At 55.3% G+C, this 13,149-nt stretch carries 14 protein-coding genes and 1 tRNA gene; 5 read left to right on the top strand and 10 right to left on the bottom strand.

Annotated features, from left to right (window positions below; genetic code table 11):
- Positions 1–118: 118 nt before the first annotated feature.
- Complete coding sequence (locus AB3N39_RS17920) at positions 119–883, top strand: siderophore-interacting protein (RefSeq protein ID WP_136195061.1); 765 nt, start codon at positions 119–121, stop codon at positions 881–883.
- Here AB3N39_RS17920 and AB3N39_RS17915 read toward each other — a convergent pair whose 3' ends face one another.
- Together AB3N39_RS17915 and AB3N39_RS17910 are read right to left on the bottom strand one after the other, a co-directional pair.
- Complete coding sequence (locus tag AB3N39_RS17915; RefSeq protein ID WP_143345563.1) at positions 884–2,053, bottom strand: DNA repair protein; 1,170 nt, start codon at positions 2,051–2,053, stop codon at positions 884–886.
- Between the two features lie 387 nt (positions 2,054–2,440).
- Positions 2,441–2,932 carry an Hcp family type VI secretion system effector gene (locus AB3N39_RS17910; RefSeq protein ID WP_127732361.1) on the bottom strand — a complete coding sequence of 164 codons (492 nt, stop codon included), beginning with the start codon at positions 2,930–2,932 and terminating at the stop codon, positions 2,441–2,443.
- A 208-nt stretch (positions 2,933–3,140) separates the two neighbouring features.
- On the opposite strand from AB3N39_RS17910, the gene AB3N39_RS17905 reads away from it, so the two are divergent.
- Both AB3N39_RS17905 and AB3N39_RS17900 read left to right on the top strand, forming a co-directional pair.
- Positions 3,141–3,533, top strand: a complete 393-nt coding sequence (locus AB3N39_RS17905; protein WP_127732359.1) for a polymorphic toxin type 44 domain-containing protein — start codon at positions 3,141–3,143, stop codon at positions 3,531–3,533.
- A complete protein-coding gene (locus AB3N39_RS17900) occupies positions 3,511–3,984 on the top strand; it encodes a hypothetical protein (protein ID WP_133295162.1) in 474 nt (157 codons plus the stop codon). Before AB3N39_RS17905 ends, AB3N39_RS17900 begins: the two co-directional genes overlap by 23 nt.
- Before the next feature lie 655 nt (positions 3,985–4,639).
- Here AB3N39_RS17900 and AB3N39_RS17895 read toward each other — a convergent pair.
- Positions 4,640–4,715: transfer RNA gene (locus AB3N39_RS17895), tRNA-Ile, on the bottom strand.
- Between the two features lie 124 nt (positions 4,716–4,839).
- Between AB3N39_RS17895 and mug the strand changes: the two genes are divergently transcribed.
- Positions 4,840–5,346, top strand: a complete 507-nt coding sequence (gene mug / locus AB3N39_RS17890; RefSeq protein WP_006812011.1) for a G/U mismatch-specific DNA glycosylase — start codon at positions 4,840–4,842, stop codon at positions 5,344–5,346.
- A 102-nt stretch (positions 5,347–5,448) separates the two neighbouring features.
- Here mug and rpoD read toward each other — a convergent pair whose 3' ends face one another.
- The 3 genes from rpoD to rpsU all read right to left on the bottom strand — a co-directional run bounded on the left by rpoD (position 5,449) and on the right by rpsU (position 9,538).
- Complete coding sequence (gene rpoD / locus AB3N39_RS17885; RefSeq protein ID WP_023309228.1) at positions 5,449–7,296, bottom strand: RNA polymerase sigma factor RpoD; 1,848 nt, start codon at positions 7,294–7,296, stop codon at positions 5,449–5,451.
- Positions 7,297–7,461: 165 nt separating this feature from the next.
- Positions 7,462–9,207, bottom strand: coding sequence for a DNA primase (dnaG, locus tag AB3N39_RS17880; protein ID WP_003862574.1), 1,746 nt, complete (start codon positions 9,205–9,207; stop codon positions 7,462–7,464).
- A gap of 115 nt (positions 9,208–9,322) precedes the next feature.
- Positions 9,323–9,538, bottom strand: coding sequence for a 30S ribosomal protein S21 (gene rpsU / locus AB3N39_RS17875; RefSeq protein ID WP_001144069.1), 216 nt, complete (start codon positions 9,536–9,538; stop codon positions 9,323–9,325).
- A 236-nt stretch (positions 9,539–9,774) separates the two neighbouring features.
- Here rpsU and tsaD point away from each other — a divergent pair, with 236 nt between their 5' ends.
- The gene (tsaD, locus tag AB3N39_RS17870; protein WP_136195065.1) at positions 9,775–10,788 is read left to right on the top strand and encodes a tRNA (adenosine(37)-N6)-threonylcarbamoyltransferase complex transferase subunit TsaD; all 1,014 of its coding nucleotides are present in this window, start codon (positions 9,775–9,777) and stop codon (positions 10,786–10,788) included.
- A 44-nt stretch (positions 10,789–10,832) separates the two neighbouring features.
- Here tsaD and ureG read toward each other — a convergent pair whose 3' ends face one another.
- From ureG to ureE, 4 genes are read right to left on the bottom strand one after another with little or no spacing between them, the layout of a single operon-like run.
- Positions 10,833–11,450, bottom strand: coding sequence for an urease accessory protein UreG (gene ureG, locus AB3N39_RS17865; RefSeq protein ID WP_014071813.1), 618 nt, complete (start codon positions 11,448–11,450; stop codon positions 10,833–10,835).
- A gap of 9 nt (positions 11,451–11,459) precedes the next feature.
- Positions 11,460–12,134: an urease accessory protein UreF gene (locus tag AB3N39_RS17860; protein WP_288462732.1), complete on the bottom strand. Its 675-nt coding sequence runs from the start codon at positions 12,132–12,134 to the stop codon at positions 11,460–11,462.
- Positions 12,134–12,673 (bottom strand): HupE/UreJ family protein, encoded by a 540-nt coding sequence (locus AB3N39_RS17855; RefSeq protein WP_133295160.1) that lies wholly within the window; start codon positions 12,671–12,673, stop codon positions 12,134–12,136. Before AB3N39_RS17855 ends, AB3N39_RS17860 begins: the two co-directional genes overlap by 1 nt.
- 9 nt (positions 12,674–12,682) lie before the next feature.
- Complete coding sequence (gene ureE, locus AB3N39_RS17850) at positions 12,683–13,141, bottom strand: urease accessory protein UreE (protein ID WP_133295467.1); 459 nt, start codon at positions 13,139–13,141, stop codon at positions 12,683–12,685.
- Positions 13,142–13,149 lie beyond the last annotated feature (8 nt).

Below are 13,149 nucleotides of genomic sequence, written 5' to 3'. Positions count from 1 at the left end.
CTATATCTAAGATATATTCAGATGCAATCTAAAAGATCTTGCATTTTTACTTATTAGTAATCATTATCATTTGAAAATTGATTTAGATATATCGTATTCACCAGAGAAGGGGCTAAAAATGGCAACTACCCGTTACCCACAGCGCGTTCGTAATGACCTGCGTTTTCGCGAGCTGACGGTACTCCGCGTTGAGCGCGCCAGCGCGGGTTTCCAGCGCATTTTTTTAGGCGGCGAGGCGCTGGAGGGCTTTAGCTCCCGCGGTTTTGACGACCATACAAAAGTCTTTTTCCCGGCACCCGGGGCGACGTTCGTGCCGCCGGTGGTTACCGAAGAAGGCATCGACTGGGGCGACGGCGTGCGTCCGCAGGCGCGAGACTATACGCCGCTCTACGACGAGGCAAATCATGAGCTGGTTCTCGATTTCTTCATTCATGACGGCGGTATTGCCAGCAGCTGGGCGATTGAGGCGAAAGCGGGAGACAAGCTGACCATCGGCGGCCCGCGCGGCTCGCTGGTGGTGCCGGAGGATTACGCCTGGCAGCTGTACGTGTGCGATGAGTCCGGCATGCCCGCGCTGCGTCGACGCTTGGAAAGCATTGCGCAACTGCCGGTTCGCCCGGACGTTCACGCGGTCGTGACGGTTGGGGATGAATCCTATAAGGACTATCTGGCGCACCTGAGCGAGTTCAACATCACCTGGGTGGTGGGCCACAGCGAGCAGGCAGTCGCAGATCATCTGGCTGCGCTGACCGTTCCGGGGGACGATTACTTTATCTGGCTGACCGGGGAAGGGAAGGTGGTGAAAACGCTGAGCCGTCAGTTTGAAACCGACGCGATTGACCCTCAGCTGGTGCGTGCCAGCGCATACTGGCACGCCAAATAGTCACGCGGCGGAATCCAGCTGCGCTTCGCTCACCTGATGTTCGAGCGAGGCGCGGACCTCGTGCAGCGCTTTCTCCTGCTGAGCGAAGTACGCTTCCATATTGCTCAGCGACGAGACCAGAAGCCAGGACTCCTCTTTCTCCAGCTCCGCCAGCTCATTCACTAAAATGTCGATCTGCTCTCGGACCTGCGCCATTTTTTTGCGGATACGTTCCAGATCGTTCAGCCTGTCGCTTGCCATCAATGGCTCGAAGCCCTGCTGCAGGCGGGCCACCAGCGAACGAATGGCTTTCACATCGCCACGCTGCTTCGCCTGGTTGAGCTGGACCATCATCGCGTTGGCTTCCTCTTTCAGGTCGTCCGCCACCAGGTCAGGGTGGCAGAGCTTGCTCGCCTGCCGCCAGAGACGCTTCAGCTCGCTCCGATCCTCTTCCGAAAGATCCTTGCCCTTGCGCAGCCGCACTTCGGCATCGTGATGCTGCTCGCGATATTTCTCGTACTCTTCATTAGCGTCGTCGCGCGCCTGACGCGCAGGTTCCTCTTCGCGCGTTAAGCCGCTCTCCAGCTCCAGCGCTTCGGCCAGCAGGTTGGCGATGAGATTGCTTTGCTGCTCCAGATGTTTACGCGCCTCGGCTGCCTGCACGGAGTCGGCCGGGAGATCGCGCCAGCGCTGGGTGAGCGTCGTCAGCACCTCCACCGCCTGCGCCATATAGCACTGGCAGCGACGGTAATCTTCCTCGCGACGACGCGCTTCCGCCTGCTGACGACGCAGGTTAAGCTCGGCCAGGGTTTTACGCAGGGCGAGGATCTGCTGCATCAACGGCCCGAGGCGAGAGAAATAGAGATCGTTGAATTCATCAAGCTGCTGCACGCGGGCGTTGCGGCGGTCAATCAGATCGCGCAGACGCTCTTCCAGCGCCTTCAGCTCGAGCTTGCTGGCCGCCACCTGCGGATCGCGCCACTGGGTCACGGCGCGCTGGCCCTGCAGCCAGGCGGTAATGGCCGCCATGGCCGCGGTGTAGTTTTTTCCCTCAAGCGCCACGACGATTGCCTGTAGCTCATCGTCAAACGCTTCATTTTTCAGGCGTGTCAGCTGGCTCTGGATGATGTCGTCATCTTCCAGCTCAATGGCATTTTTAATGATTTCTAGCCGTTTGATCGGTGTGCTCATGATGCCTTTCGCTTTGGCGCTTAAGTATTTGAGTTAAGGTTAGTTGTTGTAAAAGCTACAGGAAATAATACACACGGATGATGATCGGCGCGATGGGGGATTTCTTTAGTTTTGCAGTTTGTGAGGGTGAGCGGCAGGCCGGGCTACGTGTGATTGATTCCGTATGTGCTTGCATAGGGTGCAGCAAAAAATCAGAGGCAATAACTGCCAGAGAATGCTTAACAGCATAAAGCATGATTAAAATACCCCAAACGTATAAGAAGTGCGGAGAGCCGGCACCGGGTGATCGCGCGAGGTATTGCCATCGAGGGAGGCTACGTGCTGGCAGACCCAAGGTGCGAAAGAATTGGCACTAAAAACAATATAGGGCGGATTAACCGCCCTTTTTTAAGCTGTTACACGCTCGTTCCACGCGTCTGAATATTGGACGTTCCCATCGCAATATTTCCAGGTGATCCGCTCATAGCGCAGCTGTACGCCCTCATTATGATTATGCATCTGTAAACCTGGCTCTTTGCAGTTATGCATAACTGGGTTAATGCTGGCTATCCGGACGTTTTCCAACAGCATGTTGAAATACTCTACCTCTTGCCCCGCATCGTTGATTTTATACCACTTAATTTCCGCGCTTTTCAGCGTCTGCCCGGTAGCTACGGCCTTATAAAGATATGGGCTGGAGCTATCAAACTCCTTTTCTATTACGAGCGGCGCATGTACGCGTGTACCGGTGATTTTGCCCGTGTTGTTATCGGTAGGAACTAACAGGCCGTGACTAAAAGAAAGCACCTCAATGCTTCCCTCGCGGTTTTGAACATCCACAGATCCATAAATCGGATTGCCGCCATCGTCTTTAAGCCACAGGTAAGCAGGAATAGCCATTTTTAAAAGTCCATTTTATGTAAAGAGAATAAACCCTCATTAACGGCTAAAAACCGATCGCAGGTGATACAAATTGTGTTATAGATTCGTGTTATTTAATCGGGTTACTTATTGATGTTGCAAATAAAATTAATAGATTGATCTCAAACAGTATCGCACCGTGCTGTTGCTCTTATGTTGCTGGTTTGCCAGGCAAAAGGGAATAACGATGGCATGTATACCGATTTACCCGCCCCGCGGGCTGGAGATATTGCGCGAACACATCAGGCTTGCGCGGGCGCGTCACGGCGTTCAGGGCATGGCCACCCCGCTTACGTATACGTGGTTTTATGAGCGAGTAAGGAACGGCGGGACGTGGGATTACAAACAACAAAAACGGGCTTACGCTGACTTCGGAAATTTTCATTACGGCGCTGTGGGTTTTGCAGCGTGCATCCCTGAAAAGATTTTGCTTATTGCCGCTGGCGCGGCGCAGTGGAAGGCCGGCACATCAAGGCCGGAATGGGGCAATTTTACGGGGGCCCCGCCGTTTGGTGATGATCCGATGGACCAATTTTGGATAAAGCAAGGCATAGACTATGTTAAGCAGCACCACTATTAAGGCGTTTAAGGCGTTGCATTGGGTGGCTACATTCACTATGGCTATCGTGATTGCGGGATACTGTTATTTTCAGCATATCCAGCGTTTAACGGTGAGTGACAAACTTTATGAGGTTCGCCAACTCACGCCCCGTACGTGGTTATATATAACTGAATATGACGGCTCGAACATGACCACAGGGGAAGTATATCGTTATTTTTTAGCAAGCAAGATTGACGGCGATCCGCTGGCGGCTCTCGAAAAACAACATATCGCCCCAACGCTTACAGCGAACACCGCCCGTGCGAAAGTTGACGGCATAGGCAACAATATCTCATTTACTGTTTATGGCACCGTGTACAGCTTTACAACGTCCGCATTTTTTTATGATGCTGAGGGAATAGCGGCCGCGCCGTCAATCGACTTAACGGCCCGTGGCGAGGGCTGGGACAAGGGGAAATATAGTCGATAGATAATTATTTATTTAAAAATCCCCTGCGGTCGTGTCAATGAACCGATGAGACGCGTGTAAGTTTTCACGGCGTACCCGTAGCGGTTTATGGATCAAAAGTACATTGTGATTGCCCGCCGGGTATTGCCCCTCCAACTCACTGCCGGACAGTAAATATTTTTTATGACCGCCCGGGGAAGGGGAGACTTGAGGTATCTGGAGTTCTGTACAAAAGGAGTCGAACGGCTACCGATCTCAGACTCACTTTTTACTGATGAGTCCGATGTTTGGCAAGCGGCATATAGCCATTGGATGGAAAGTAGTAGGTTTTAAACCGACGCTGAACTTATTCCCCGTACCTTATACGGCTATAGTAAATTTCAATCGCATCCATGGTACAGGGAGCTTCGTTTAAACTTGCCACATTAATTGTAACTTTCTTCAGAGGAACACCACATGAAGAGCATCTTTGGTCATTTGTGATGTACCCCTGAGCGCCTATCCCATCGATTCTAACGTTACAGTTAGGGCAATAATCAGTATTAACGTCATCGGAATATGCCATTTTAGCCTCCCGTCACGGGTATATTCCGTAAAATTGTGCGACACTGCCAGTGAATTAACAAAAAAGCCACCTTAATAGGTGGCTTAATCATATGATTCAACAGCTAAAATTTGGTGGCCCCTGCTGGACTTGAACCAGCGACCAAGCGATTATGAGTCGCCTGCTCTAACCACTGAGCTAAGGGGCCGTGGCGGTGAATTATAAAGTAACTCCCCGCAGCAATCCAGCCATTCGCACCTGCCTGCTGTTTTTATAAACAACGCATAATCAATCCTTTATACTTCCATAACGATGTATCAGCGGGAGTAAAGATGATCAACGATATTCTGGCCCCTGGCCTGCGGGTGGTGTTCTGCGGAATTAACCCGGGCAAGTCCTCGGCGCACACCGGTTTTCACTTCGCCCATCCGGGGAATCGCTTCTGGAAGGTGATTTACCAGGCCGGGTTTACCGACAGGCTACTCAAGCCCGAAGAGGAGCAGCACCTGCTGGACACGCGCTGCGGAATTACCATGCTGGTCGAACGTCCGACTGTACAGGCAAGTGAGGTCAACCTCCATGAGCTGCGAAGCGGCGGGCGTGAGCTGGTGAAGAAAATAGAAGACTATCAGCCGGCCGCGCTGGCGATCCTCGGTAAGCAGGCCTACGAGCAGGCTTTCAGCCAGCGTGGCGCTAAGTGGGGTAAGCAGAACATTACTATCGGTGTGACGCAGGTCTGGGTGCTGCCGAATCCGAGCGGGCTCAACAGGGCGACGCTGGATAAGCTGGTGGAGGCCTACAGGGAGCTTGATGAGGCGCTGATGGTGCGGGGGCTTTAATCCCCTGCTGCCTGATGCTCTCACCCCTGACTTTCTTCCACAGGGAGAGGGAATAAACAAAAAAAAGCTCCCGATTGGGAGCTTTTTCACTGTCAGGACAGATTAGTCGTCCAGGAAGCTACGCAGCACTTCAGAGCGGCTTGGATGACGCAGCTTACGCAACGCCTTCGCTTCGATCTGACGGATACGTTCGCGGGTAACGTCGAACTGTTTACCCACTTCTTCCAGCGTGTGGTCGGTGTTCATATCGATACCGAAACGCATACGCAGGACCTTCGCTTCACGAGCGGTCAGGCCAGCCAGAACGTCGTGTGTCGCAGCACGCAGGCTCTCGGTGGTGGCAGAGTCCAGCGGCAGCTCGAGGGTGGTATCCTCGATGAAATCACCCAGATGTGAATCTTCATCATCACCGATTGGTGTTTCCATGGAGATTGGCTCTTTGGCGATCTTCAGCACTTTACGGATCTTGTCTTCCGGCATCAGCATGCGCTCGGCCAGCTCTTCCGGCGTCGGCTCGCGGCCCATCTCCTGCAGCATCTGACGGGAAATACGGTTGAGCTTGTTGATGGTCTCAATCATATGCACCGGAATACGAATGGTGCGCGCCTGATCCGCGATAGAGCGGGTGATCGCCTGACGGATCCACCAGGTTGCATAGGTGGAGAACTTGTAACCACGACGGTATTCAAACTTATCTACCGCTTTCATCAGACCGATGTTGCCTTCCTGAATCAGATCCAGGAACTGCAGGCCACGGTTGGTGTATTTCTTGGCGATAGAGATAACCAGACGCAAGTTCGCTTCAACCATCTCTTTCTTCGCACGGCGAGCTTTCGCTTCACCGATGGACATACGACGGTTGATGTCTTTTACCTGCTCGATGGTCAGGCCGGTCTCTTCTTCAATCTGATGCAGTTTCTGCAGGCCGCGATGCACATCGTCCTTCACGTCGTGCAGTTTTTCAGACCACGGCTTGTTCATCGCGATAGCCGCGTTGAACCAGGTTTCGCTGGTTTCGTTACCGGTGAAGAGGGTGATGAAGTTCTTCTTCGGCATTTTGCACTGCTCAACGCACAGCTTCATGATGATGCGTTCCTGGGTGCGTACGCGATCCATCATCACGCGCATGCTGTTTACCAGGTAGTCGAACTGTTTTGGCACCAGGCGGAACTGTTTGAATACTTCAGACAGCTTCAGGATCTCTTCCTGAGCGGCAGCGTGGCTGCGGCCTTTCGCTTTGATGGTGTCACGCGTCACTTCGTACTGGGTACGCAGCTCGGCAAACTTCTCGCGTGCCAGCTCCGGGTCGATGCTGTTGTCATCGTCCGCGGTGTCGTCGTCGCTCTCTTCCTCATCTTCGTCTTCGTCATCATCCATCTCTTCCTGAGACAGTTCAGAGCCGACGTGAGTGGCGGTAGGCGCCATATCTTCTTCAGCGTTCGGGTCGACAAAACCGGTGATCAGGTCAGACAGGCGCGCTTCTTCCGCTTCAACGCGATCGTACTGCTCCAGCAGATAGGTGATCGCTTCCGGGTACTCGGCGACAGAGCACTGAACCTGGTTGATCCCGTCTTCGATGCGTTTTGCGATGTCAATTTCGCCTTCGCGGGTCAACAGTTCAACGGTACCCATTTCGCGCATGTACATGCGGACCGGGTCAGTGGTACGCCCGATTTCAGATTCCACGCTGGACAGTACCTGTGCAGCAGCTTCTTCCGCATCTTCGTCAGTGTTGTTGGAGGTTTCAGCCAGCAACAGATCATCGGCATCCGGTGCTTCTTCCATCACCTGAATGCCCATGTCATTGATCATTTGGATGATGTCTTCGATTTGATCTGAATCGACGATATCTTCCGGCAGATGGTCATTGACCTCGGCATAGGTCAGATAGCCTTGCTCCTTACCACGTTGGACAAGAAGTTTCAGCTGTGACTGCGGGTTTTGCTCCATAAGACGGTATCCACACTTAATTCGTTTGATTGGTGTCGGCGATGGGGCTGCCAACCTTTAAAGCGAGGGCGTACTTATATTTTTGCCGCTGCCTCTCAGTGCGGCTGCCGGGGGCTTCCCGATCGATATTCGGCACTTAAGCCGTTAAATACTTTTGTCTTTGACTTATTTCTTCGCCAGTTCCTGGTTAATCATCCAGAGCTCCCGGCGTTCTTCGCTGCTCAAACCGTGTGTGCGCTCGCGAGCTATCAACTCTTCCTGGCGCAGCTCAAGCATCGAATCAAACATATGGTTGAGTGAGTCGGTGAACGTTTTTTCTGCAATGTCCTTATCTGCTATATCGTCCCACATCGACAATTTTTCAAGGGTAGCGGCCTCTTTTGTGCCGCGATAATGCTCTAAAAGTTGTCCGGTGGTCAGACCTGGCTGAGACAAACACGTGTTGACCAGTTCTGAAAATAAGCCAAGTCCGGGCAATTTTTCGTGGTTCAAACCCGCCAGCGACGGCACCTGCGGCGCAAGCTCGGGGTTTTGGACCAGTAACCCTATCAGTATACGCATGGTTGTGCGTTTTAGCTGAGGCGCGGGGCGAACCGTGCCGTTTTCAGCCTGTTTAGGCATTAAACGTTCAAGCTGGCTGTCATCCAGAATGCCGAGCTTGTTGCCTAACTCCTGACGCAGGTAGATGCGCAGCGTTTCGCCGGGCACCTGACTGATTAACGGCAGCGCCAGCGTGCTGAGCTGCGCGCGCCCGTCAGGGGTACTCAAATCGACCTGCGGCATCAGGCTGTTAAACAAAAACGTGGAGAGCGGCTGAGCCTGCTCCATCCGCGCTTCAAACGCCGCTTTGCCCTCTTTACGCACCAGCGTATCCGGGTCTTCACCGTCGGGCAGGAACATAAAGCGTAGCTGACGCCCGTCGGTCATATAGGGTAGCGCGGTTTCCAGCGCACGCCAGGCGGCGTCGCGTCCTGCACGGTCACCGTCGTAACAGCAGATGACGTTATTGGTCACCCTGAACAGCAGTTGAATATGATCGGCGGTGGTGGACGTACCTAACGACGCAACCGCGTAGTTAATGTCGTACTGCGCCAGCGCAACGACGTCCATATAGCCTTCGACGACCAGAAGACGCGGAGGTTCCGCGTTATCCTGCTGCGCCTCATAAAGACCGTAAAGCTGGCGGCCCTTATGGAAAATATCGGTTTCCGGGGAGTTAAGGTATTTCGGCAGGGCATCACCCAGCACGCGACCACCAAAACCAATTACCCGGCCTCGCTTGTCGCGGATCGGAAACATCACCCGTTCGCGGAAGCGGTCGTAGCTTCGTCCCTGGTCGTTGGTGACCAGCATGCCTGCATCGATGAGAGATTTACGATCTTCGCTATTGCCGCCAAAACGCTTTAACACGTTGTCCCAGCCGGGCGGGGCGTAACCAATAGCGAAACGCGCAATGACATCGTCGCTCAGTCCGCGCTTGTTCAGATACTGACGCGCAGGCTCAGCCGCAGAGTGCTTAAGAGACTGTTGGTAAAACGAATTCAGGCCATCCATCAGTTGATACAGCGTTTGCCGTTGATGGCGCTCGATCTGACTTGGCCCACTGCCTGCTTCATACGGCACTTCAAGGTTATGCATTGCCGCCAGCTCTTCGACGGTTTCAACGAACTCGAGCTTGTCGTAGTTCATTAAAAAATCAACGGCATTACCGTGAGCACCACAGCCGAAGCAATGGTAAAACTGCTTTTCACCGTTTACGGTGAAGGAGGGGGTTTTTTCGTTATGGAACGGACAGCACGCATGGTAATTCTTGCCCTGTTTTTTCAGCTTTACCCGCGCGTCGATGAGATCGACGATGTCGGTTCTGGCAAGCAGGTCATTGATGAAAACGCGTGGGATTCTTCCGGCCATATGCCCCAAAAATTTAAGCGACTTATAAACGAAAACAAGCCGCGCATTCCTTCCGGAAGCACGGCCTTACGACTATTACTCTGTCTGTCAATTGAGGGCTGAGGCCCTCAACCAATTAGTACAGACGAGTACGGCGTGCGTTTTCGCGAGCCAGTTTCTTCGCGTGACGTTTCACAGCGGAAGCTTTAGCGCGCTTACGTTCAGTCGTTGGTTTTTCATAAAACTCACGACGACGAACTTCAGCCAGAACACCTGCTTTCTCGCATGAACGTTTGAAGCGACGCAGTGCTACGTCGAACGGCTCGTTTTCACGTACTTTAATTACCGGCATGTAACTCTCACCTTTAATAAATTCGGTTTGCCGCTGGCATCAACGCCAGCTTATTTCAAAATGGTGCGGAATTTTACTGCAAATGCTGCTGCTTTGTAAAGCACCGATGCGATTTTGAAAGGGACTTTAATAAGGGTGAGGAGTATACACGAGCCTTCTTCCTGGGGCGAACAAAGTTTTACATCAACCCGCCCAGGCTCTACACTGCGCGGTATTGAAACGAGGTAAAACAAGTCATGCGTGTACTGGGTATTGAAACATCCTGCGATGAAACCGGCATCGCCATTTACGACGACGAAAAAGGACTTCTGGCCAACCAGCTGTATAGTCAGGTGAAATTGCACGCTGACTACGGCGGCGTCGTCCCTGAACTGGCCTCTCGTGACCACGTGCGTAAAACGGTTCCCCTGATTCAGGCGGCGCTGAAAGAGGCCGGGTTGAGCTCAACCGATATTGATGCCGTGGCCTATACCGCAGGCCCGGGCCTGGTCGGTGCGCTTCTGGTTGGCGCAACCGTTGGTCGTTCGCTGGCCTTCGCGTGGGACGTGCCGGCCATCCCGGTTCACCATATGGAAGGGCATCTTCTGGCGCCGATGCTGGAAGAGAATCCGCCTGAATTCCCGTTTGTGGCGCTGCTGGTCTCCGGCGGCCATACGCAGCTGATTAGCGTCACGGGCATTGGCAAGTACGAGCTGCTGGGCGAGTCGATCGACGACGCCGCCGGTGAAGCGTTCGATAAAACCGCCAAGCTGCTGGGTCTGGATTACCCGGGCGGCCCGATGCTGTCAAAAATGGCGTCGCAGGGAACGGAAGGGCGCTTTGTCTTCCCGCGCCCAATGACCGACCGTCCGGGGCTGGACTTCAGCTTCTCCGGGCTGAAAACCTTCGCGGCGAATACGATCCGTAATAACGATGACAGCGAGCAAACCCGCGCCGATATCGCCCGCGCGTTCGAAGATGCGGTAGTGGACACGCTGATGATCAAGTGCAAGCGCGCGCTGGAACAGACCGGCTTTAAGCGTCTGGTGATGGCGGGCGGCGTGAGCGCTAACCGCACGCTTCGCGCGAAGCTCGCCGAGATGATGCAAAAGCGTCGCGGGGAAGTGTTCTATGCCCGTCCGGAATTCTGTACCGATAACGGGGCGATGATCGCCTACGCCGGGATGGTGCGCCTTAATGCGGGGGCAACGTCCGACCTGAGCGTGTCCGTGCGTCCGCGCTGGCCGCTGGCGGAACTGCCGGAGGCGTAATCCCTCACCCTAACCCTCTCCCACAGGGAGAGGGGATCGTTTGACTACACCCGCAACATCCCTTTCTCTTCCAGAAATGCAATAATCGTCGCAAGACCGTCACCCGCCTTCAGGTTGGTAAAGGTCCATGGACGCTCGCCGCGCATGCGGTTGGTATCGCGCTCCATCACCTCCAGCGAGGCACCCACGTACGGCGCGAGATCGGTTTTGTTGATGACCAGAAAATCGGATTTGGTGATCCCCGGCCCGCCCTTGCGCGGGATTTTTTCCCCTTCGGCCACGTCGATCACGTAAATGGTCAGATCCGCCAGCTCAGGGCTGAACGTCGCGCTGAGGTTGTCTCCGCCGCTTTCAACGAAGATCAGGTCCAGATTGCCGAACTTCTCGCTCAACGCTTCCACCGCCGCCAGGTTCATCGAAGCATCTTCCCGGATAGCGGTATGCGGGCAGCCGCCCGTCTCCACGCCCACGATGCGCTCTGGCTCCAGCGCGCCCGCTTCGGTCAGGATGCGCTGATCCTCTTTGGTGTAGATATCGTTGGTGACCACCGCAAGATGATAGGTATCGCGCATCGCCTTGCAGAGCGCTTCCAGCAGCGCGGTTTTGCCCGACCCTACCGGGCCGCCCACGCCCACGCGCAGGGGATGTTTGTAATCAGCCATGTTGACTCCTCAGGAACGGAATAGTCGTGAATATTGGGTTTCGTGGCGCGCCGAGGCGATGGCGGACAGCGGCGTTGCTGCCCCCAGAGCGTCGTCGCTATGTAAAAATGCCTGTTCAAACCCGGCGGCGTAGTGGTCGCTCAGTTCGATAATCAGCTGCTGCGCGGCCTGTTGCCCAAACGGCACCAGCTTGACGCCCGCCATGACCGCGCTCTCCATCCAGCTGTAGCCCAGACTCAGCGCCAGTTCGCGCGCGCTAATGCCCCAGCGAACGCCGAGCCACGCCATGCCGCAGAGCTGGCTTTGCATAAACAGCGGCAGCCATTCGGGCAGACAGTCAGGTTCCCAGCTCTTAATCAGCCGCGTAAAGGCCGCCCCGCGGTTGCGCTCTTCTTCTCGTAGCTCGCGCGTTTCCCGACAGGCGAGCAGGTATGCCGTCCAGCGTTTTGCATTTGTAAGCGAGCGTTGCTCACAGGCCTGATAAAGACGGATAAACAGCGGCAGGTCGACGCAGAAAAAGCTCTGCTCCATCTGCTGGATTTGCCAGCGTTTAAAGGCGTTGGCGTCCGTGACCCAGCCCGCCTCAACGGCCCACTCCAGCCCCTGTGACCAGGTAAACGACCCGACCGGCAGGCTGCTGCTGGAGAGCTGCATCAGGCGCAGCCTCTGGCGGGCGTGCTCCATCAGCTCATCAGCGCCAGCAGGGCGGAGACGATCAGCCCGCCGCCGAAGGTTTTACGCAGGCCGTCGTGACGGCGCAGCAGCAGCCCTGCGGCAAAGCTGGCGCACAGCACCGTGGCGCTGGCGAGCATAAAGCCGCTGGTGAAGAGCCAGAAGCTGTGGCCGGACATCTCCACGCCGTGCGCCCAGCCGTGGAACATCGCCAGGACAGGCACTGCCAGCAGCAAGCGATTTTCAGTTTTAAACATCATCACGCCGCAGACCGCCAGCGAGGCGATAATCAGCATCTCCATGCCGCTAAAGCCGCCGAGCAGGCTGCCCGCAATAGCGCCAACGAGCATCATGCCGAGGGTGGCAAACGGCAGCAGGAGCTTGCGGCCGCTCAGCGCCGAGAGCACGCCTGCACCCGCCAGCATCAGCAGGTGATCGAGTCCGGTCAGCGGATGGAGAAAACCGGCCTGGAAGCTGTCGGCGCCGTGGCCGGGATGCGCGAGCGCGGGAACGGAAAAAGCCAGCAGTAACAGTGGGAGTAACTTGCGCATGATTAATCCTTAATGTGAATGAGCGTGAGAATGGCTGTGGGCATCGCTGGTGTAAGCGCCCGCTTCCGGTTCAAACGGCAGGCTGGCGTAGGTCACGTCCAGCCCGAACTGGCGCAGCATGTCGTCGAGAACGTGATCGTGGTGATAGCGCAGCTCGCCGGGCATGACCTGCAGCGGCACGTGGCGGTTGCCCAGGTGGTAGCAGGCGCGGGCGAGCAGGAACGGATCGGCACAGCGCACCACGGAGACCGACTCCGGCGCGGCGATCACCTCGACAACCTCGCTGCCGTCGTCGGTAGTCAGCAGGTCGCCCCCGCGCAGCAGCAGGCCGCGCGGCAGCATTAGCCCGGCCTCGCGCCCGTCGTTCAGCGATACGCGGGCGCGGCTTTTCACCCGTACGTCAATCGGCAGCGTGACGCTGGCGGTGGCGGGGTGGGCATGGTCCAGGCGTTGGGTTAAATAGATCATCATCACTC

Source organism: Enterobacter vonholyi, from assembly GCF_040834095.1.
In the GTDB taxonomy this organism is placed as follows: domain Bacteria; phylum Pseudomonadota; class Gammaproteobacteria; order Enterobacterales; family Enterobacteriaceae; genus Enterobacter; species Enterobacter vonholyi.
The sequence above is the reverse complement of the archived record's forward strand: the minus strand, read 5'-3'. Positions and strand labels throughout refer to the sequence as shown.